The sequence below is a fragment of the Sorangium sp. So ce367 genome, from assembly GCF_051520455.1.
GTDB lineage: Bacteria > Myxococcota_A > Polyangia > Polyangiales > Polyangiaceae > Sorangium > Sorangium cellulosum_B.
On record NZ_CP150334.1, the window covers coordinates 12,138,657 to 12,158,754 of the forward strand.

Annotated in this window: 16 protein-coding genes and 1 pseudogene; 5 read left to right on the forward strand and 12 right to left on the reverse strand. The window is 70.4% G+C overall.

The genetic code is table 11. The features are described 5' to 3' along the window. Positions 1–3: 3 nt before the first annotated feature. A complete protein-coding gene (locus WME97_RS45975; RefSeq protein WP_437547431.1) occupies positions 4–357 on the reverse strand; it encodes a response regulator in 354 nt (117 codons plus the stop codon). A 254-nt stretch (positions 358–611) separates the two neighbouring features. Between WME97_RS45975 and WME97_RS45980 the strand changes: the two genes are divergently transcribed. Then, complete coding sequence (locus tag WME97_RS45980; protein WP_437547432.1) at positions 612–2,537, forward strand: fructose-bisphosphatase class III; 1,926 nt, start codon at positions 612–614, stop codon at positions 2,535–2,537. A 33-nt stretch (positions 2,538–2,570) separates the two neighbouring features. Here the strand turns inward: WME97_RS45980 and WME97_RS45985 are convergent, their stop codons facing one another. Further along, positions 2,571–3,380 carry a hypothetical protein gene (locus tag WME97_RS45985; protein ID WP_437547433.1) on the reverse strand — a complete coding sequence of 270 codons (810 nt, stop codon included), beginning with the start codon at positions 3,378–3,380 and terminating at the stop codon, positions 2,571–2,573. A gap of 958 nt (positions 3,381–4,338) precedes the next feature. On the opposite strand from WME97_RS45985, the gene WME97_RS45990 reads away from it, so the two are divergent. After that, entirely contained in the window at positions 4,339–6,558 is a 2,220-nt protein-coding gene (locus tag WME97_RS45990; protein ID WP_437547434.1) for a glycoside hydrolase family 3 protein, read from the forward strand. 124 nt (positions 6,559–6,682) lie between these two features. On the opposite strand, the gene WME97_RS45995 is transcribed toward WME97_RS45990, so the two are convergent. From WME97_RS45995 to WME97_RS46020, 6 genes are all read right to left on the reverse strand, one after another. After that, positions 6,683–7,672, reverse strand: coding sequence for an NADPH:quinone oxidoreductase family protein (locus tag WME97_RS45995; RefSeq protein ID WP_437547435.1), 990 nt, complete (start codon positions 7,670–7,672; stop codon positions 6,683–6,685). Between the two features lie 91 nt (positions 7,673–7,763). After that, entirely contained in the window at positions 7,764–8,390 is a 627-nt protein-coding gene (locus WME97_RS46000; protein ID WP_437547436.1) for a hypothetical protein, read from the reverse strand. 199 nt (positions 8,391–8,589) lie between these two features. Further along, positions 8,590–9,357, reverse strand: a complete 768-nt coding sequence (locus tag WME97_RS46005; protein WP_437547437.1) for a hypothetical protein — start codon at positions 9,355–9,357, stop codon at positions 8,590–8,592. Between the two features lie 284 nt (positions 9,358–9,641). Then, a complete protein-coding gene (locus WME97_RS46010; RefSeq protein ID WP_437547438.1) occupies positions 9,642–10,730 on the reverse strand; it encodes an ABC transporter ATP-binding protein in 1,089 nt (362 codons plus the stop codon). Beyond that, positions 10,727–12,076 carry an oligopeptide/dipeptide ABC transporter ATP-binding protein gene (locus WME97_RS46015; protein ID WP_437547439.1) on the reverse strand — a complete coding sequence of 450 codons (1,350 nt, stop codon included), beginning with the start codon at positions 12,074–12,076 and terminating at the stop codon, positions 10,727–10,729. Before WME97_RS46015 ends, WME97_RS46010 begins: the two co-directional genes overlap by 4 nt. Beyond that, entirely contained in the window at positions 12,073–12,759 is a 687-nt protein-coding gene (locus WME97_RS46020; RefSeq protein WP_437547440.1) for a DNRLRE domain-containing protein, read from the reverse strand. Before WME97_RS46020 ends, WME97_RS46015 begins: the two co-directional genes overlap by 4 nt. A 202-nt stretch (positions 12,760–12,961) precedes the next feature. On the opposite strand from WME97_RS46020, the gene WME97_RS46025 reads away from it, so the two are divergent. Beyond that, complete coding sequence (locus tag WME97_RS46025) at positions 12,962–13,348, forward strand: hypothetical protein (RefSeq protein WP_437555627.1); 387 nt, start codon at positions 12,962–12,964, stop codon at positions 13,346–13,348. A 26-nt stretch (positions 13,349–13,374) separates the two neighbouring features. Here WME97_RS46025 and WME97_RS46030 read toward each other — a convergent pair whose 3' ends face one another. From WME97_RS46030 to WME97_RS46040, 3 genes are read right to left on the reverse strand one after another with little or no spacing between them, the layout of a single operon-like run. Continuing rightward, positions 13,375–14,754: a hypothetical protein gene (locus tag WME97_RS46030; RefSeq protein ID WP_437547441.1), complete on the reverse strand. Its 1,380-nt coding sequence runs from the start codon at positions 14,752–14,754 to the stop codon at positions 13,375–13,377. After that, positions 14,724–15,020, reverse strand: coding sequence for a hypothetical protein (locus tag WME97_RS46035; RefSeq protein ID WP_437547442.1), 297 nt, complete (start codon positions 15,018–15,020; stop codon positions 14,724–14,726). Before WME97_RS46035 ends, WME97_RS46030 begins: the two co-directional genes overlap by 31 nt. A gap of 51 nt (positions 15,021–15,071) precedes the next feature. Then, entirely contained in the window at positions 15,072–17,225 is a 2,154-nt protein-coding gene (locus tag WME97_RS46040) for a hypothetical protein (protein WP_437547443.1), read from the reverse strand. A gap of 338 nt (positions 17,226–17,563) precedes the next feature. On the opposite strand from WME97_RS46040, the pseudogene WME97_RS46045 reads away from it, so the two are divergent. Together WME97_RS46045 and WME97_RS46050 are read left to right on the forward strand one after the other, a co-directional pair. Then, a pseudogene (locus WME97_RS46045) lies at positions 17,564–18,351 on the forward strand (IS5 family transposase). Between the two features lie 120 nt (positions 18,352–18,471). Continuing rightward, on the forward strand, positions 18,472–19,155 hold the full coding sequence (locus tag WME97_RS46050) for a nitrilase-related carbon-nitrogen hydrolase (protein WP_437547444.1): 684 nt from the start codon (positions 18,472–18,474) through the stop codon (positions 19,153–19,155). Here the strand turns inward: WME97_RS46050 and WME97_RS46055 are convergent. After that, positions 19,133–20,035, reverse strand: coding sequence for a LysR family transcriptional regulator (locus WME97_RS46055; RefSeq protein ID WP_437547445.1), 903 nt, complete (start codon positions 20,033–20,035; stop codon positions 19,133–19,135). The two genes, WME97_RS46050 and WME97_RS46055, sit on opposite strands and share 23 nt — an antisense overlap. Positions 20,036–20,098 lie beyond the last annotated feature (63 nt).

Sequence of the window (20,098 nt, forward strand, 5' to 3'; positions counted from 1 at the left end):
CGCTCAGGCGGCGTCGATCGTCCTGAGCAGGGCGTCGAGCTCGAACGGCTTGCTGAGCACCTCGCGCGCGTGCGCCGGCATCGGCTGCTTGATGTTCGACGCCGCGGTCATGATGACGACGGGGATCTCCTCCAGCGCGGGGACCGCGCAGAGCTCGTCGCACACCTTCCAGCCGTTCATCTTCGGCATCATCAGGTCGAGCAGGATCACTCCGGGCCGCTCGCCGTCGAGGAGCCGCTCGAGCGCCTCTCGCCCGCTGAAGAAAGGCGTCGCGTCATAACCGAGGTCGCGCAGCGTCTCGGCCAGGGTCGTCGCCAGATCCACGTCGTCATCGATGATCAGGACAGACTTGCTCATGTAGTGAAGAGGGTTCGCTGGTGAATGTGGGCCGACGTCGAGGCCGCTCGGCGCGGAGATGCTGCCTCGCTGCCACAACATTGCATGGGCTCCCATGGCATTTGCTAGTAGGACGCCGCGCGGCCGCAAGGAGAAACGCGGCAGAGCCAGGCACATGCGCTCGCCTTGCGCGCTTGTCCGGCCGCTTCAGCGCGGCGCGCCCGGCACGTCGCGCGCGTGCGTCGACCCGCGGCCTTGCTCTATGCTGCGGCGCCATGCTTGACACGCGGGAGTTGCCGCTCCTCCGGGCCCTCGCGGGCCGGTACCCGACGACCGAGGCCGCGCTCTCGGAGATCGGCCATCTGCGGGCGATCCTGTCGCTCCCGAAGGGCACGGTGCACGTGGTCAGCGACGTCCACGGCGAGCACAGGAAGCTGAAGCACATCATCAACAACGCTTCGGGGAGCCTGCGGCCGCTCGTCGAGCGGGTCTTCGGCGACCGGCTCACGGCGGCCGAGAAGCGCGCGCTGCTCTCGGTCGTCTACTACCCTCGCGAGAGGTATGCCCGCGTCGCGTCCCGCGACGAGGGGGAGCGGCGGGCCTTCCTGCTCTGGACGCTCGCGCGCGAGGTCGAGGTCATCCGCGAGCTGTCGCTGCGCTACACGCTCCGCCAGGTGGAGGCGGCGTTCCCGGAGGACATGCGCGGCCTGCTCCGCGAGCTCGTCTCGGCGCGCGCCGCCCTCGGCGAGGGCGGGTACCTCGACGCGCTCATCGATCCGTTCGTGCAGCACGGCCGCGAGATCGAGATCTTGCGGGCCACGGCGCGCGCCATCCGGAACCTGACGGTCTTCGAGCTCGTGGTGGCCGGCGATCTCGGCGATCGCGGTCCCCGGCTCGACAAGGTGATCGAGTACCTGACGCGCCAGCCGCGCGTGCGGGTCGTGTGGGGCAACCACGACGTGAGCTGGATGGGCGCGAGCCTCGGCCAGGAGGCGCTCATCGCCACGGTCGTCCGGCTCTCGCTGCGGTACGGGCGCCTGTCGCAGCTGGAAGAGGGCTTTGGCATCTCCGTGGCGCCGCTCGATCGGCTCGCGCGCACGGCCTACGCCGACGATCCGGCGGAGCGCTTCGCGGTCCGGGGCGAGGGGCTGCGCGACGCCCTGCTGATGGCGCGGATGCAGAAGGCCGCGGCCGTCCTCCAGTTCAAGCTGGAGGGGCAGCTCTGCCGGCGCCGCCCGGAGTACGCGCTCGAGCACCGCTGCCTGCTCCATCGCATCGACGCGCGCGCGGGCACGGTCGCGATCGACGGCGAGGTGTTCCCGCTGCTCGACGCGCGCTTCCCGACGCTCGACCCCGGCGATCCGTACGCGCTGACGCCGGACGAGGCGGCGTGCGTCGCCCTTCTGAAGGAGTCTTTCCTGAGGAGCCCGGCGCTGTCCCGCCAGATGCGCTGGATGGTGCAGCAGGGGACGACGTGGCTCAGGCGCGACCGGGCGCTCATCTTCCACGGCTGTGTCCCGGTGGACGGCGAGGGCGAGCTCCTTCCTTTCGTGGTGGACGGCGAGGTTCGCCGCGGCAGGGCGCTGTTCGACGCGCTGGAGCGAACGGTGCGCCGGGCCTTCCGGGCGGGCGCGCAGGAGGACGTCGACATGCTCTGGTACCTCTGGACCGGGCCGCTCTCGCCCATGTTCGGCAAGGACCGGATGACGACGTTCGAGTCGTATTTCGTCGCCGACGAGAGGACGCACAGGGAGACGAAGAACCCTTATTTCCACCTGATCCACGACGCCGCGTTCTGCGGCCGGGTGTGCCGCGAGTTCGGTGTGGACGAGGAGCGCGGGCTCATCGTGAACGGGCACGTGCCGGTCCGGGTCGAGCGGGGGGAGTCGCCGATCAAGGCGTCGCGCCGCGCGGTGACGATCGACGGGGCGTTCTCGGAGGCGTACGGCGACAAGGGGTACACGCTCGTGCTCGAGGCGAGCGGGGCGCGGCTCGCGCAGCACCACCATTTCACGTCGGTCGAGCAGGCCGTGGAGGCGGGGGAGGACATCATCCCCGTGATCTCCGACGTGGAGGTCTACGAGGCCGAGCGCCGGGTGGGAGACACCGAGAAGGGGGAGGAGCTCGAGCGGGAGATCGAGATCCTGGAGCGGCTCATCGAGGCGTACCGGGACGGAGCGCTCCTCGAGCAGCCGAGGTGACGTGAGGCGCGGCGGTGGCCGCGCCTCCTCGGATCAGTCGAGCTGGCCGTCCGCGATCCAGTCGACGAGCGTCTGCTGCTGTGCGGCCGTCAGGCAGGCAGAATTCGCGACGTCGAGCGCCGGGTCGCCGGTACATCCGCGGTTGCGCGGCATGCGGGTGGCGTTGTCGAGGTCGTGGATGCGGATGGTGGCGCACTCCCCCTGCGTCCTCGCGGGTTGACCCGGGTCCACGGCGCACTGGGTCGAGCTCGAGGCGAGCTGCGAGGACTCGTAGGTGATGGCGAAGCCGCTGGCCGGCGCGGGATCCGTGCGGGTGTGGCAGGGCGAGCACTTCGCCAGCAGGATCGGCTCCACGTCGGCCCACCGTACGGGCTCGTCGCCTGCGCCGCCCGCGCCGCCTGCGCCGCCCGCGCCGCCTGCGCCGCCCGTGCCGGGAGCGCCGCCTGCGCCGCCCTCGCCGCCCGTGCCGGGAGCGCCGCCTGCGCCGCCCTCGCCACCCGTGCCGGGAGCGCCGCCGGTGCCGCCCTCGCCGCCGGTGCCGCCGGTGCCGCCCGTGCCGCCGGTGCCGCCCGTGCCGCCGGTGCCACCGGTGCCGCCCGTGCCGCCGGTGCCGCCCTCGCCGCCCGTGCCGCCTGCGCCGCCGGTGCCGCCCGTGCCGCCGGTGCCGCCCGTGCCGCCGGTGCCGCCCTCGCCGCCCGTGCCGCTGGTGGTGCTGCCGCCAGTTCCTGCGCTGGTGCTGGTGGAGGTGCCGCCGCCGGCCTCACCGCCTGCGCCGCCTGCGCCGAAGCCGACCTCGTCGTCACCGCACGCGGCGAGCGCGAGGAGCAGCGTACCGGTGGTCATGAAGAGACGAATGGAAGTACGCGGGATAGAGACCATGCGCGGAGAATAGGCACGTGCAGTCTCGCAGGTAAATGCTGCCGCACAGAAGTCACGATTCTATCATTGTTCCCTTGACGGAATATGCTTCCGCTGAATCGCGACGGCAGACGCTCCGGCTCGCCCGTCGGCCCGTGCTGCGTGAGCCCATGGCTCTGTCCGGTGGCCCAGTTTGACCGCGCCGATCGGGCCGCGCCCGGCTGGAATCAGCATTGCGGGGGGTCGACCGCGCGTGGGCGGCCTCGACGCGCTGGCGCTCGCGCGGCGTGGTGCCGCGTTGGCCTCGTATCCCCGAGGTGCCACGGCTCATGATAGCTGTTCACCGTCCGCTTCATGATGAAGCGTTGAGCGCCGAACCCCTCGACGCCTACGGAACGCAGGTAATGTCAACTGCTCTGAGCGTCTCTCGTCATCGCGCGGACGCCAGCGCTCCTCCTTGTCTTCCTCGCGCGGCCTCTCGATCCTCGGATCGGAGATGACGTGCTCGACCCCGGTGAGCCCGCATCCATCGATGAGCCCGTCGCGTGCTCGCTTGTGCACGGGTTGTTGCGTTATGCCACGGGTGGATTATCGCGCCGCGCCATCGGGTTTGTATATTGCGGCCCGACTCGGACTATGGTTAACCGGTGGTGTCCCAGGACGCACCGTGTCATCCGGCGCGCCACGAGGCACGGGGGAGGCCTGGCTCGGGCTCATGGCGACGGCGCGGCGGTGACGCTCACGCGAACGCGCGCTCACGCGAACACGCGGGCGAACCCTCGTTCGCGGCGTGAGGGGGGGCTTGCGTGCGGGGGGAGTCATGGATTAGAACGTTCCCTCTCTGTCTTATATTTCTTACACGTCCCGATCGACGCTTTGCTCGACTGTCACGGTTCACCTTAAAGCCCATCCTTCACCTCATCGACAAGAGAGGGGAGCACTCATGCGCCTCACACGGTATGCAACATGGATCATGGCGGCGGCTGTCGTTCTCGCGCCGGCCGCCTGCGGTGACGACACGTCCGACAACGCGACCGGCTCCGGGGCCAGCTCCGGCGCTGGTGCCGGCTCCGGAAGCGGCTCCGGCGCCGGCGCTGGCTCCGGAAGCGGCTCCGGCGCTGGCGCTGGCTCCGGCGCCGGCGCTGGCTCCTCCGGCAGCGGCTCCGGGACCGGAGGCAGCGGCACCGGCGGCAGCGACAGCACCGGCGGCGGCGGCAGCGGCGCCGGGGACGCCGTCGGCCTCCTGCCCTGCGACAACGGCTGGCCCGAGGTGCGGAGCGCGATCGCGCAGGATCCGGCGATCGAGGCGGCCATCACCGAGCTGCTCGGCAAGATGAAGGTGGAGGAGAAGGTCGGCCAGATGGTGCAGGCCGAGATCCAGAAGATCACGCCGGCCGAGGTGAAGCAGTACAACATCGGCTCCGTGCTGAACGGCGGCGGCTCCTGGCCGGGGAAGAACAAGAACGCGACGGCGGCGGACTGGGTGAAGCTCGCCGACGAGTTCTACAACGCCTCGGTGGACACCAGCGGTGGCCGCGTGGCCATCCCGATCATCTGGGGCATCGACGCGGTGCACGGGAACAACAATGTCCGCGGCGCCACGCTCTTCCCCCACAACATCGGCCTCGGCGCGGCCCACGACCCCGAGCTGCTCGAGCGCATCGGCGCCGCCACGGCCAAGGAGGTCCTCGCGACCGGGCTCGACTGGACCTTCGCGCCCACGCTCGCGACCGTGCGCGACGACCGCTGGGGCCGCACGTACGAGGGCTACTCCGAAGATCCCGAGATCGTGAACGCCTATGCGGGCCGGGTCGTGCAGGGCATCCAGGGCGCCGCGAACAGCCCTGATCTCCTCGGCGCGACGCGCGTCATCGCGACGGCCAAACACTTCATCGGTGACGGCGGCACGGACAAGGGCGATGACCAGGGGAACAACCTCGCCTCCGACACCGAGCTGTGCACGATCCACGGGCAGGGCTACCTGTCCGCCATCCCGGCGGGCGCGCAGACGGTCATGGCGTCGTACAACAGCATCCGCGGCCAGAAGATGCACGGGAAGGGCGATCTGCTCACCGGGGTGCTGAAGGACAAGCTCCACTTCGACGGCTTCGTCATCGGCGACTGGAACGGTCATGGGCAGGTGTCGGGCTGCACCAACGCCTCGTGCGCCGCCTCGATCAACGCCGGTGTGGACATGATCATGGTCCCGGACGACTGGAAGGCGTTCTACGAGAACACCCTCAGCCAGGTGAAGGGGGGCCAGATCTCGATGGCGCGGGTCGACGACGCCGTGACGAGGATCTTGCGGGTCAAGATGCGGGCGGGGCTCCTCGGGCCGAAGAAGACCAAGCAGGCGCCGTCGAAGCGGATGTTCGCGGGAGATCAGTCGGTGCTCGGGCAAGCGGAGCACCGGGCCCTCGCGCGCGAGGCGGTCCGGAAGTCGCTCGTCCTCCTCAAGAACGCCGGCGGGGTCCTGCCCCTCGCCGCCTCGGCCAAGGTGCTCGTCGCGGGCAAGTCCGCGGACAGCATCTCGAACCAGTCCGGCGGCTGGTCGCGGACGTGGCAGGGCACCGATCTGACGAACGCCGATTTCCCCGGCGCGACGTCGATCCTCAAGGGGATCCAGGACCTGGTGTCGGCCGGCGGCGGCCAGGCGACGCTGAGCGCCAACGGCTCCGCCGCCAGCTCGGGGAGCTTCGACGCGGCGATCGTGGTGATCGGCGAGACGCCTTATGCCGAGATGTACGGGGATATCCAGCTCGCGACGGACGACACGCCGCACGCGAAGACGCTGGAGCACGCGGTCTTCCACCCCGAGGATCTGCAGGTCCTCCAGGCGATCCGCACGGCCAAGCCGGATCTGCCGATCGTGACGGTCTTCCTTTCGGGCCGTCCGCTCTACGTCAACAAGGAGCTGAACCGCTCGGACGCCTTCGTGGCCGCGTGGCTCCCGGGCTCCGAGGGCGGCGGCGTGGCCGACGTGCTGTTCGGCAAGCAGCAGTTCCAGGGCAAGCTCTCGTTCTCCTGGCCTGCGACCGATTGCCAGCGGGTCAACCGCGGGGAAGACGGCGCGCTGTTCCCGTACGGCTTCGGCCTGACGACGGAGAACAAGGACACGCCTGCGGCGCTCCCGGAGGCGTCCACCGCGAGCGGCTGCAACTGAATCCATCCTCCGCGCCGCTGCCGCTCTCCTCGCTCTCCGCAGCGGCGGCGGCATTCGTGAAATAGGCCGAAGACCCAGCCCGCCGCGCGGCGGGCCGGGTCTCCGTGATCAGCGTGTCAGCGCGTCACGCGCCGCCGCCTCGCGCGGTCGTGAGCACCACCTTGCCCGTGGTCGCGCGGGACGCGACCGCCGTCATGGCCGCCTTCGCCTCCGCCATCGGCGGCGCGGCGGAGACGAGCGGCTTGATCGCGCCCTGGCCGTAGAGCGCGTAGAGCTCGTCTTGCGCCCTCCGCGTGAGATCGGGCCGGGCGCGGCTGTAGGTGCCCCAGTAAAGGCCGAGGACCGAATAGTTCTTCACGAGCAGGTGGTTCGCGCGCGCCGCGGGGATGCGGCCGGAGGCGAAGCCGATCACCACGATGCGTCCCTCGAAGGCGACGCATTTCGTCGACAGATCGAAGACGTCGCCGCCGACGGGGTCGAAGACGATATCGGCGCCCCGGCCCGAGGTCCGCTCCTTCACGACGGCGACGAAGTCCTCGCGCCGGTAGTCGATGGCGACGTCCGCCCCGAGGGCGCGGCAGACCGCCGTCTTCTCCTCGCCGCCGGCGGTCGCGATGACGATCGCGCCGGCCGCCTTGGCGAGCTGGATTGCCGCGCTGCCGACGCCGCCCGCGCCGGCGTGGACGAGGACCGTGTCGCCCGGCTGGACGCCGGCGCGCCGGTGGAGCGCAAAATAGCCTGTCTGGTAGGTGATCGTCATCGCCGCGGCGTCCTCGAACGGCATCGCGTCCGGGAGCGCATAGGTGGTGCGCGGCCCCGCGATCGCGCGCGTCGCGTACCCCCCGGAGCCGGGGAGCGTCGCGGCCACGCGGGCGCCCGGCGGGAGGGACGGCTCGCGGCTCTCGACGACGAGGCCGGCGACCTCGAAGCCCGGGATGAACGGCGGAGTCGGCTTGACCTGGTGCGCGCCCGCCGTGAAGAGCACGTCGGGGAAGTTGATCGCGGCGGCGGCCACCTCGATCCGGACCTCCCCCTCGGCGAGCGGGGGGTCGTCGACCTCTTCCCAGACGAGGATCTCGGGGGGACCGAAGGCGTGTCCGCGCCAGGCGTGCATGCCCGCGGACCTTAGCAGAAAGCCCGGGCGGCCCGGCGGCGGCCGCCTCGCGCGCCGGGGATCCCCCGCGGGATCGCGGGCGCGCGCGAGATCAGCGGACGATCTCGATCGGCAGCTTCGCCGTCACGGAGCCCTGCTCCTGCCCGTCGAACGTGACCTCGACATCGTAGGTCCCCGGCGCGAAGAACTCGTCTTCCGGGTTGTCCGTGTCCGAGGGCCCGCTCCACTGCCGCCCCGACCAGGAGATCGTGTGCGTCGCCGCCGTCGCGTCGACCTGCACGGTCGCCGAGGCGTCGGGAGCGCAACACCCGGTGTCGCAGAGGCAATACTGCTGTGGATCCCCCGCCGTCGACAGCCCGGTGATCTGGTACGTGACGAACGAGCGCGGATCCGCGCTCGGCACGACGCAGCGCCCGCACCCGTCCGAGGCCGCGATCTCGATCGGAGGGACGCTCGAGTCGGTCGTGACCGTGTAGACGAACTCCGCTGGCTCGCCCCTCCAGTAGACGCAGCGGCTCGACTCGATCGATATCGTCACGCCCGGGATCGTGCCCTGGACGTCGCGCACCGCGCACGGCTCGGCCCCCGGCGGCAGCCCGCGGTCGCCGCCGCTGCTGCTGCTCGCGCTGTCACCGCCGCTGCCGCCGCCTTCCTTGCTGCCGCCGCATCCCGTTGCGCACGCAGCGGACAGCAAGGCTATCGCCAGAGCTCGAAGCATGTCGTTTGCCATTCCCTCACCTCTCCCTACCTTCGCGCCACGCCGCCTGTCTGCGGCGGCGCGCGATCGGCAGCAAGGAAGATGCTCCGCGAAGCGCGCGCGGGCTCCGGAGGGACAGGCCGTGGCGCGCGCCACCCCGGGGCGTCGACTGTGCCAGCCTGGGCCGCGGCCTGTTTGCGGGCGTCGCCTCGGCCGTACTTCAGGGGTAGATCTCGATCCCCAGCTTTGCCGTGACGACGCCCTGCTCCTTGCCATCGAACGTCACCTCGACTTCGTAGCTCCCCGGCGCGAAGGGGTCGCCCTCCGGATTGCTCGTGTCGGACGGCCCGGTCCACTGCCGCCCCGACCAGCGGATCGTCTGCGTCGCCGTTGTCGCGTCGACCTGCACGGTCACCGCCTCGTCGGGAGCGCAGCAGCCCACGTCGCACAGGCAGTAGAGCTGCGGCTGCGGATCCGCACCCCACGAGAGGCCGCTGATCTTGTAGGAGACGAGCGAGAGGGGATCGCTCGTCGGTTCGACGCAGCGCCCGCAGCCGGTGGAGGCCGCGACGTCGATCGGGGGGACGCTCGAGTCGGTCGTGACCGTGTAGATGAACTCGGCCGGCTGTCCCTGGCGGTAGTTGCAGCGGCTCGACTCGATCGAGATCTTCACGCCGGGGATCGTGCCCTCGACGTCACGCACCGCGCACGGCCCGTCCGACGGGTCGATGCAGCCGCCGCCGCTGCCCTCGCCGCAGCCGCCGGTGCCGTCCTCGCCGCTGTCGTCGATGCCGCCGCCACCGCTGTTGTGGCCGCCGCTTCCGCCGGTGCCGCCCTCGCCGCCGCCGCTGCTGCTGGCGCCGCTGCCGCCGTTGCCGCCGTTGCCGCCGCTGGCACCAACGCCGTCATTCACGCTGTTCTTGCATCCCATCAGGCACGCACCGGACAGCAGGGCTGCCGCCAGCACGCGAAGCACGTCGCTCGTCATCGCATCACCTCGTGGCTCCGCCACCGAACCTCGCGCGCGGCGGCGCGGGGCGTGCAGCAAAAGGGATGCCTCGCGCCACAAGCGCAGATCCCGCAGGAGCGCCTCTGGCGCGGGACACCCCGGATCTTCGATTGTGCCAGTTTGGGCCGTGGTGGGCTGTGAGCTGCTGCGCTCCCAGGGCGCCATTCCCGGCGAGCCAGCTGTTCCGGGGCATCCCGTCGATATCTCAACGCGCGAAGCAGCGGCCGGCCCGGCTCATCCCGCGACGCGCCGGCGCGCCGTCGTCACTCGATCTCGGGGTACCAGCACGCCACGCGGTGGCCGCTGCCGGGGACGAGCTCCTCGAGCGGCGGGATCTCGACGTCGCATTTGCCCTCTTCGGCCTTCCGGCAGCGAGGGTGGAACACGCAGCCGTCGGGCGGGTTGATCGCGCTCCCGGGCGCGCCCGGCAGCAGGCGGCGCGCCTTGCTCCCCCGCTCGATCGACGGCGTCGCCTCGAAGAGCGCGCGCGTGTACGGGTGGTGCCGCCGCCCGGCCACGGCCTGCGTGGGGCCGATCTCCACGATGCGGCCGAGGTACATCACCGCGACGCGGTGGCTCACGTGCTCGACGACCCGGAGGTCGTGCGAGATGAACAGCAGGCCGAGCGACAGCTCGTCCTGGAGCTCCTCCAGCAGGTTGACGATCTGGGCCTGCACCGAGAGGTCGAGCGCGCTCACGGGCTCGTCGCAGACGATGAAGTCCGGGCGCACGGCGAGGGCGCGGGCGATCGCGACCCGCTGCCGCTGGCCGCCGGAGAGCTCGTGGGGGAAGCGCTCCATCATGTCCGGCCGCAGGCCGACCTTCTGGAGCGCGCCCTCGACCATCGCGGTCTCCTCGTCGCGGCTCCTCGCGAGGTGGTGGATGACGATGCCCTCGCCGACGATCTCGCGCAGCGTCATGCGCGGGTTGAGCGAGCCGTAGGGGTCCTGGAAGACGATCTGCATCCGCTGGCGCATGGCCCGGAGCGCGCGGCTCGACAGGGCGCTCAGGTCGTGGCCGTCGAAGAGGACCCGGCCGACCGTAGGCTCGATGAGCCGGAGCACGAGGCGCCCGAGGGTGCTCTTGCCGGAGCCCGACTCGCCGACAAGGCCGAGCGTCTCGCCCCGGTAAACGCGGAAGGTCGCCTCGACGACGGCCTGCACGAACGACGGCTTCGCGAAGGCGCCGCGCTGCACCGGGTAGAACTTCGAGAGCCCCTCCGCCTGGACGAGCGGCCGCTCGCCCGGCGCGCTCTCCGCGCCCTCCGGGTGCGCCGCGGCTGCAGCGTGCAGGTGCGGCGCGGCGGGCTCGTCGCGCTGCGTGGGCGGCGGGGATCCGCTGTCGCGCGTCACGGGGCGCCCTCGTTGCCCGCGCGCCCCGGGCCCGCGAGGAGGAAGCAGCGCGCCGCGTGGTGCCCCGCGCCGGGCGGGACGGCGTACAGGTCCGGCGCCTCGGCGCGGCAGCGGTCGAACACGGCGTCGCAGCGGTCCTGGAAGCGGCAGCCGCGCGGCGGATCGCGCAGGTCGGGCAGCGCGCCCGGGATGGTCGGCAGGCGGAGCGAGCGCTCGCCGCGCACGCGGTGCGGGCGGAGCCCGCGCGCCGGGATGCTCCTGAGCAGCGCGCGCGTGTACGGGTGCGAGGGCGCCGCGAGCACGTCGCGCGCCGGCCCTTGCTCGACGACGACGCCGGCGTAGAGGACGACGATCTCGTCCGCGAGCTCGCCGACGACGGCGAGGTCGTGCGCGATGAGCAGGAGGCTCATCGACGTCTCTGCCTTGAGCCGCTCGAGGAGGTCGAGGATCTGCGCCTGCGTCGTCGTGTCGAGCGCGGTGGTGGGCTCGTCGGCGATGAGCAGCGAGGGCTCCGGCGCGAGGGCCATGGCGATCATGACGCGCTGGCGCATCCCGCCGGACAGCTCGTGCGGGTAGCTGTTCGCGCGGACCTCGGGCTCGGGGAAGCCGACCTTGCGCAGGAGGTTCACGGCGTAGAGCCGGGCGTCGCCGCGGGACATGGGCCGGTGCAGCCGGATGGCCTCGGCGATCTGGGCGCTGACCGTGTACACGGGGTTCAGCGAGGTCATCGGCTCCTGGAAGATCATGCCGATCTTCCCGCCGCGCACGGCGCGCATCTCCCGCTCGCTCAGCGCGAGGAGGTCCTGGCCGTCGAGCTCGATCGCGCCGCCGTCGATGGACGCGTAGGGCGCGGGCAGGAGCCGCAGGATGCTCAGCGCGGTCACCGTCTTGCCGCAGCCCGACTCGCCGACGAGCGCCACGGTGCGGCCGCGCGGCACCGTGAACGAGACGCGGTCGAGGGCGCGCGTGACGCGGCCGTCGGCCGCGAACGAGACGCGGAGGTCGCTCACCCGGAGCAGCGTGGGCGGCGGGGCCTCCTCGGGCGAGAGGGGCGGCGCGGTGCGGGGCAGCGGGAGGGGGCGGCCGCTCGCCGTCGAGCGCTGCGTGACGGCGGGCTCGTCGTCGTCGAGCAGGCCGCGCGCGAGGGCGCCGTGGGGGACAGCGGAGGCGCTGGGCGCGGGGAGAGCGCCCGCGATCGAGGCGTCGGGCGTGGCCGGGGCGCCGGGCAGGGAAGGCGCGCTGGGCGCGGCAGGCCTTCTCTCGCCGAGGTCGTGGCGGATCAGGGGAAGCGGGAGCGACATCCGCGCGCCGAGGTCGTCGTCCTCGTCGTCCTGGCCGTTGCTCACCGTACGTACACCTCGAGGCGGGGGCCGACGCCCTGGGAGATGCCCATCGAGTAGGCGGCCCCGACGGCGTCGCTCCCCGGCGCGACGATGGCGATGCCGTGGTCGTCCTTGCGGCGCCTGGCCCAGTCGCGCACGAGCGAGGTGACGTCGATCCGCAGCGGCGTCGCCGGTCGGGGCCGCGCGATGGCGGCGGCCTCCGGGATCGACAGCCGCGGCTGCCGGCCCCACGTCGCCGTCTCGGAGCGCCACGGCTCGAGGATGCGCGCGACCTCCAGCGTGAGCGCGCGCTCGGCGGGAGGCGCCATCGGGGCCGGCTCCAGCACGACGAAGGCGCTCGTTATGTCGGCGCCGACGCCGAAGGTCGGCGAGAACCGGAGCAGCAGGACGACCTCACCGCCCCCGGCGCGCCCGAGCGCGACGGCGTCGGGGACGCCTGGCGCTGCCGCGGCGTCGTCCTCGACGAGGACGGCCATGTCCTCGGGCCGGAGCAGCACGCGGCGCGCGTCGAGGGGCGCGGGGAGGGCGCTCGCCGGCCGGCAGCGCCCGGCGACGCAGTACCCGGCGCCGCAGACGCCCGCGCCTGCGCACACGCCCGCGTTCTTGGCGGGGCCGCCGCCGCAGCCCAGGAGCGGCGGCGCCGCGACGAGCAGGGCCACGGGCGCGAGGGCGGCGAGCAGACGCACAGCGGGGGCGACCATAGCAGAGGGCGGCCCGGGTAGGGCGGACTGGGTGGCAGGGGCGGGGGCGCGCCGTGCCGGGGGGCGGCGGGGCGCCGATCGCCGGCGTTGTGATCCCTGTTGTCGGGCCGCGGCCGCTCTGCTGGGATGCCGTGTCGTGCGCGTTCGAGCCATTACCTTCCTGAGAGCGCTGTTGATCGTGGCCGCCATGCCCGGGGCGCTCGCCGCCTGCGGAAAAAAGGCGCCGCTCGGGTCTCCGTGCCGCGCCGACGACGACTGCGCCTCCGGCCTCGCCTGCCACCGCGAGCAATGCCTGCACGAGGGGAGCGCCCGGCGCCTGCGCGACGAGGAGCAGCGCGCCTCGGGCGAGGGCGGCGCGCGGAAGGTCGGCGACCGCATCGAGGTCGAGTGGAAGGGGTCGTACAAGCCCGCGAGCATCACCGGCGTCGTCGCCCCCGGCTCCTACCGGGTGCACTTCGATGGGTACGACGCGCAGTGGGACGAGGTCGTGACCGAGGCGCGCATCAAGGGCGGCGCGCGCTCGGGCTCGGGGCAGCGGACGGCGGTGCCGGCGGCGAGCGGCACGCCGCGCTGAGCGGCGGACGGGGGCGTTCAGAGCGCCTACGGGAGGATCTCGACGTACTGGCTCTCGTTCGAGGTGCTCTGGTTGATCGCGGCGCGCACCCGCCAGAACTTGCCGGGGGAGTTCGGGACCGTGGTCGTGAGATAACCGATACGCTCCTCCCCGATCACCTCGTCGAGGCTCACCGGGACGTCGACGCTCGGGACGGGAATGCCGCTCAAGGTCGCCTTGAGGGTGGCCTTGGCCGGCGTGATGTCGCGCGGCGCGGTCACCTTCAAGATCACCTCGGAGCCCGCCTCGAGCGCGCAATTCACGTTCGGCGTGCAGGGCAGGATGTGGACATCGATGTCGGGCCGCACGATCGTCACGGTCCGCGAATTCGAGGAGAACCCGCCCGCCACCGCACGAAAACGCCAGGCGGCGTCCTCCTGCACGAGCGTGTCCAGGCGGAGGGTCCAGCGTTGTTTGCCGTCGACCAGGGGCCCTTTCAGGAAGGGGACCGAGGTCTGCGGCACGTCGCTGATCCACTGGAGCAGGCTCGCCTCCGTGACCGTCGGCGTCGTCTCGAGCTCGACATTGGCCTTGCCGACGCCCGCCTGCTTCTTGCAGGTATCGTCGACGCAGCCCACGACCTCGAGGCGGTGCGCGGGGTCGGCGAGGTCCACGCTGGCGACGGTGGCCGCGATGCCCCCCACGAAGGCTTGCAGCTTCCATCGGCCGAGCTTGGCAGGCGTGTCGAGCTGCACTTGCCAGTCGGCGTAACCCGGCTCGGCGCTCTTCGCGGCGATCATGTCCCGCTCCTGCGTGGGCTCGTCGTCGATCCATTCACGGAGCTTCCCGCCCTGCAATCCGGCCGGCGCGCGGACCCCCACGGTGACCTTGCCGCTGCCCGCGGGCAAAGGGGACGAGCCCGGGTGGAAGATCGTCACGAGCTCCGGCTTGGCGATGACGAAGCTCGGCGACTCCGCCTCGTAGCCCTCCACCACCTTGAACTGGAGCACCAGGGAGGGGGCCTCTTGCGGGGGCACGTCGATGACGGCCGAGAACACGGCCTTGTTGCCGACGGGATGCTCCACGATCCTCCCGTCCGTCACCTCCGTGGCCCTGTCGTCGACGATCATCGTGAGCGTCGGGGGGCTGAGCTTCTCCCGCGTCACGAGATCCACGTCGACCGGCACGACGACCCGCACCTGCCCGAGCCCGGCCACGAAATCGCAGGCCGTTTTGATGCCGTCGGGGCACAGGCCCTCCTCGTACTCGGCGACGGTGTCCGACCCCTCGCAGGGACGGTAACACTTCGCCGCGAGGTCGAGCTGGTCGACGCGCATGCGCGTCGTCACGAGCGGGTCGTCGTCCGAGCAGCTCGCGCCGAGGGCCGCGGCGAGCGTCAGGGCGAGGGCTTGAACGCGCCGGTCCACTCCTTGTCGTAGGGCTTCGTGCCGACGATGATCGTGACCATCGGAATGCTGCCGCGGATTGTCACGGTCTCGCGGTGGGTGGTCCGCACGCCCGAGGGGGGCAGCTCCACGTACCTCGTCTTTTTCTCCGTCTCGACCGTGAACGAGGAGGGATACACGCTGAGCTCGGCCACGCCTCCCAGGGGCGCCGTGTACTCGATCTCCAGCTCGTGCGGCGTCCCGTTCACCACCGGGGTCTTGGTCGGCGAAACGTTGTGAATCTCCATTGGTTCGTCCTCCGTTCGAGTCATCGGTGTCGTTCCACATGGCAATCTCCCTCACGGCTTCGCGAGCGCGCTGATGGTGGTCGTGCGCCCCTGGCTGAGGGCGGTCGCCGCGAGGTCGAGCAGGTTGATGTCGGCCGCGAACGCGAGATAGGGGCTGACGAAGGTGCTCGCCGTCTCCTGGGGGATCACGGTCCGCCGGATCTCCATGAAGATGAGCCCGCCGGAGATCGTGACGTATGGCACGGGCTGGAGCGCGAGACCCGCCATGAGGGGCGGGATGTCGCCCTTGGAGACGCCCTGGTATCGCCCGGACGATCCGAAGGCATTCACGTTCGGCACGAGCGCGAGCTCCAGCGACAGGTTGCGGTACGGACCGGGGCTCCCCACCCACCGGGGCTCGTCGACGGGGTTGGCCCAAGGGTAGAGCTTGAATCCGTAATAATTGACCCAGAGCGGCTCCGCGCTGTTGACGACATTGGCGATCCCGACGGTCGTCACGACGTGCTGCCCGAACCAGGCATTCCGATCGACCTTGCCGGCGACGTTGATCGTGGAGGCGATCGTCGTGCTGGAGAGCTGCGTTCGTCCCTGCAGGGCGGTCTTGTACGCCTGGGCCTGCACTGCGCCGGTGCGTATCTTGCCGAGCGTCTGCTTCAAGACCCTGACCGGGTTGAAGTCGTTGTCCGGGCAACCGGGCCAGGCGGGCGTTGCCGGTGGAGGCGGTGGCGCGGGCGGAGGCAGTGGTGCGGGTTGATGCCCGACGTTGAGCGATTGGTTGAGCATCGGCATCTTGTCACACGTGTTCAGCGCAGAGCTCTTGAGCCACGCGCCGAGGGACGCGTAGAGCGGCGTCCAGGTGAGCACGTAGGGGACGGGCTGGCTCGTCGGCGCTGCGGGGGGGCCCGCCTGCCACGCGCGTGTGAGCGCGAGGTCGAGCTCGTCCAGCCAAGCGAGGAAGGGATCGACGCTGCTCTCGAGCTTCTGGGAAGAGATATCGAGCCCGTTCCAGTCGAGGACCGTACCGAGGATCTTCTTGTTGCCCTCCGCGAGCGTCAGATAGGTCGGAGGCTTCGAGCCGAACCTGAGCTTGCCGGCCCGGAGCTCCAGGACGTCGCGCAGGGTGATCTTCGAGCCCGGCAGGAAGAGGCCGGATGTCTTGGTCTTCAGCGGTATGGGCGCCCTGGAGCGATCCTGGGTGCGGACCTGGATTTCCTCCGTATCACCCTGGATCGTGACGTGGGTGACGGGAAGCATCCCCTGCGGCACGATATAACGCATGTGCCATTCGTCTCTCGCTGGGGTGTCCTTGGTCGCCGGAATCGTGATCTCCGTCGGTATGGCCACGAGCTCCCCTTGCGCCACGAGCATATCGGCGATCATCCTGGCGAGCGGGGACTTCGGTCCGTCAGCGATGGGGATGAGGTTCGGCGCTTCCGCATCCTTGCTTTCATCGGGAGGCATCTTGAAAACCTCGCGGTCCCAGCTGGCGACGGCGACCCCCCAATGTTTGTAGTTCTCGTTCACCTCACGGAGCGCGTTCAGCAATCCATCGAGCTGCTTCTGGACGTCGGCCTTTCCCTTCTCGTCCAGGTTCGAGGCATCGAGCGCGGTTGTGAATGCATTCGTGTAGGTACTGCCCACGGTGGTGCAGTCGTTGGGCGCCTTGCGGCCCTCGCACACGCTCCACCCCTCCACGAACGTGGTGACGGCCTCGAGCATCCCCTTCGTCACGAGCGGCGCTTTGTCGGTCTGGAGCAGGAAGGCGCAATAACTCGCGCCCGGCATGAACATGCTGTCGCTCGGCACGAACAGCGAATACGTCGTGTCCTTCTCGGACTCGCGCTTCCATGAGCTCGCCCGGTACGCCGAGAGCTCGCTGATGTCGCCGCCGGGCCCGTCCCACAACGCGTCGACCGTCGTCCTGCCGACCGGCGCACCTTCCTTGAAGGCGCGCACGTTCTCTCTCTCGTCGAGGATCCTCCGCTTCACCTCCTGGCAGGTCTTGCCGGACGGGTCGCCGATTCCGAGGATGTTCTGCGCCGCCCTGATGAAGACCAGGTCGACCTGCTCGGGGACCTTTGCTGGCTTCCCCTCCACGCGGAAGTCCTGCCCCAGCGGGTACGGGCGATCCGGCCCGCCCCCCGTGATCGTGACCTTGATGGGATCGGCCGCCGAGGCCTCCTCGACGGGCCACGGACCCGCCATCGAGGCCCATGCGCCGAGCGCCGCGGCCGCGACACGGCGAGCCCGCCCGCGCTTCCGGCGATTCGAGGAATCGGGTTGCACGGCGGATACCGCCGCCCCAGGATGACCTTCGACGAATCTGGACGCGGACATCGATACTCCCGGCAAGAGCGACGTGGTCGACACGGTCCACGAGGCGCGGCCGCACGGACGGCACCAGGCATGGAACCACCAACCAATGCCACAGCACAAAAGAGGCTAGTGTAAGCACGACTAAGAGCACCTAACAAAAGCTCGTTCACCCCGCTTGCTTGAGGGAAGCCGATGGTGCGGCAGAATACAGCGTGGGCAAGCTGTTGGTGCCGGACGAACTCTGGGAACGAATCGTACCTCTATTGCCGAAAACGGAGCCGAAGCCGCAGGGGGGCCGGCCGCGTACGCCTGATCGGATCGCGCTGACCGGTATCTTATTCGTGCTCAAGACCGGGATCCCTTGGGAGTATCTCCCGCAAGAGCTCGGCTGCAGCGGCATGACGTGCTGGCGCAGGTTGCGCGACTGGCAGCAGGCTGGCGTCTGGGATCGGCTCCACGAGGTCTTGCTCGATGAGCTCGGCGAAGCCGACAGGATCAACTGGGAGCGTGCTGCGCTGGATGCCTCGCTGGTTCCGGCAAAAAGGGGGGTGAAAAAACTGGCCCGAACCCCACGGATCGCGGCCGGCCGGGCACGAAATATCACATTCTGGTCGATCAGAATGGTATCCCGCTCGCCGTCGAGATGACGCCGGCGAACGTCCATGACTCGAGGATGTTCACTCCTATGGTGGACGCGGTGCCGCCGATCGCGCGTCCTTGCGGCCGACCGCGGCGCCGCCCCAAGAAACTGCATGCCGATAAGGCCTACGACGACCCGGCCCTTCGGTTGGCTTGTCATCTGCGCCACATCGTGCCCCGCATCGCTCGAAAGGGCATCGAGTCGTCGGAGAAACTCGGCCGTTACCGCTGGGTCGTCGAACGGACGATCGCTTGGCTCCGGCGCTTCCGCCGCTTGACCGTGCGGTATGAGCGCCGTGCCGACATTCACCGAGCGTTCCTCCTGCTCGCCGTATGCCTGATCTGCCTCAACCATATCCCGACGGGCTTTTGTTAGGCGCTCTAACAGCTGGCGGGACAAGATGTCAATGAAATTCTGCCTGAGACGAAGTGCTACGCCGGGAGACGGGTCTTCATTGGGTGAGGCGTCACAAGAACATGCGAGGGAAGGGGCCTGGTGGAGGGCAGACCAGGGCCCTCGCGCCCGCGCACCAACAGCGCCGTGCTGATCGGCCGCGACGGAGCCGTGTCCGCACAATACGACAAACGGCTACTCGTGCCCCTGTTCGAGCGCGAGTACCAGGTAGGCGAGCGATCGCCGACCTTCAGTACCACCACAGGCAAGAGCTTCACCGCGCTCATCTGCTACGAGATCTACTTCCCGTGGTTTGTCCAGGAGAGCCTGGCACGCGCGCCCGATGCGTCCTTCCTCGTGAACCTCTCGAGTGATTGGTACTTCTACGACACCGAGGCGATCCCGCATGTGGTCTCGCAGATCCGCCTGCGCGCGATCGAGAATCAGGTCCCGATCGTCCGCGCAGCTCGCTTCGGCCCTTCCGGCGTGTTTCACCAGGACGGGCGGTACGAGACGCGGGCAAGCTCCGAATCGGGCGTTGCGCTGAGCGCCTCGGAGCGCTCCGTGTTCTCGCGTTTCGCATACGCTCCGTTCCTCGGCGTTCTCCTCGCGCTTTCACTCGTGGTTCGAGCGGCGCGATCCGGCTCGATGTTCCTGCGCGCCTTCGTCGCGCGCGCCCGCCCGCCACGTCGGTTCGCCGAGCTGACGGGCGACACCATCGAGCTTTGCTTCGATCCGAGCGACGATGGCGCTCGCCCGCGCGTCATTTGCTGCCCGCGCGGGTGAAGTCCACGAACGCGCGAAGCGCCGCGGGCATGTGGCGGCGGCTCGGGTAATAAAGAAAGGGGCCCGAGAAACGCGACCACCAGCGCTCCAGGACCGGCTTCAGGGCGCCGCTCTCGAGGTGCGGGTGCAGCCAGTCCTCGAACCAGTAGACGAGACCGGTGCCCGCGATCGCGGCGTCCACGAGGAGGTCCGTCGCGCTCCCGAGGCTGCCGACGAGCGGGCCGGTCGGGTCGACCTTCACGACCTCGCCGTCGCGCTCGAATTCCCACGGGCACAGCGCGCCGTTCGGGAAGCGGCCGCGCAGGCATGCGTGGTCGAGGAGCTTGCGCGGATGGGTCGGGCGTCCGTGCCGTTCGAGGTAGGCGCGCGACGCCGCGAGCGCCAGGCGCTGCTCGCGCTGGCCGATCGGGACCGCGATCATGTCTTTCTCGAGCGTCTCTTCGTAACGAATGCCTGCGTCGCAGCCCGCGGCGAGGATGTCGACGAGCTTGTCGTCCGCCGTCACCTCGACGCGGATATCGGGATACGCGGCGAGGAATGGCGGCAAGATCCGTGGGAGCACGAGCCGCGCGGCGACGACGGGGACGTTCAACCGAAGCGTGCCGGCTGGCTTTTCGCTCGAGCTCTTCACGACGTCGAGCGCCGCTGCGATCTCGGCGAGCGCCGGACCGAGCCGCTCGAGGAGGCGCGCGCCGGCCTCGGTCGGCGCGACGCTGCGGGTCGTCCGATGAAGAAGCCGGACGCCGAGCTCGCCCTCGAGCCGGCGCACCGCCTCGCTCGCGCTCGACGCGCTCGTGCCGCTCGTGCGGCTCGCCTCGCGGAAGCCGCCGGCGCGCGCCACCGCGGCGAAGACCCGGACGTCGTCGAGATCCACTGCCATTGTTCGCCTTTCCGTACAGGCCGTGCTGATTCGGGGCCCTTATCATACACCCCGTCGTGGCCT

Excerpts from the sequence above, each read along its gene's own strand:
- WME97_RS45975 (WP_437547431.1), bottom strand. The coding sequence starts at position 357 with ATGAGCAAGTCTGTCCTGATCATCGATGACGACGTGGATCTGGCGACG.
- WME97_RS45980 (WP_437547432.1), top strand. The coding sequence starts at position 612 with ATGCTTGACACGCGGGAGTTGCCGCTCCTCCGGGCCCTCGCGGGCCGG.
- WME97_RS45985 (WP_437547433.1), bottom strand. The coding sequence starts at position 3,380 with ATGACCACCGGTACGCTGCTCCTCGCGCTCGCCGCGTGCGGTGACGAC.
- WME97_RS45990 (WP_437547434.1), top strand. The coding sequence starts at position 4,339 with ATGCGCCTCACACGGTATGCAACATGGATCATGGCGGCGGCTGTCGTT.
- WME97_RS45995 (WP_437547435.1), bottom strand. The coding sequence starts at position 7,672 with ATGCACGCCTGGCGCGGACACGCCTTCGGTCCCCCCGAGATCCTCGTC.
- WME97_RS46000 (WP_437547436.1), bottom strand. The coding sequence starts at position 8,390 with ATGCTTCGAGCTCTGGCGATAGCCTTGCTGTCCGCTGCGTGCGCAACG.
- WME97_RS46005 (WP_437547437.1), bottom strand. The coding sequence starts at position 9,357 with ATGACGAGCGACGTGCTTCGCGTGCTGGCGGCAGCCCTGCTGTCCGGT.
- WME97_RS46025 (WP_437555627.1), top strand. The coding sequence starts at position 12,962 with ATGCCCGGGGCGCTCGCCGCCTGCGGAAAAAAGGCGCCGCTCGGGTCT.
- WME97_RS46035 (WP_437547442.1), bottom strand. The coding sequence starts at position 15,020 with ATGGAGATTCACAACGTTTCGCCGACCAAGACCCCGGTGGTGAACGGG.
- WME97_RS46040 (WP_437547443.1), bottom strand. The coding sequence starts at position 17,225 with ATGGCGGGTCCGTGGCCCGTCGAGGAGGCCTCGGCGGCCGATCCCATC.
- WME97_RS46055 (WP_437547445.1), bottom strand. The coding sequence starts at position 20,035 with ATGGCAGTGGATCTCGACGACGTCCGGGTCTTCGCCGCGGTGGCGCGC.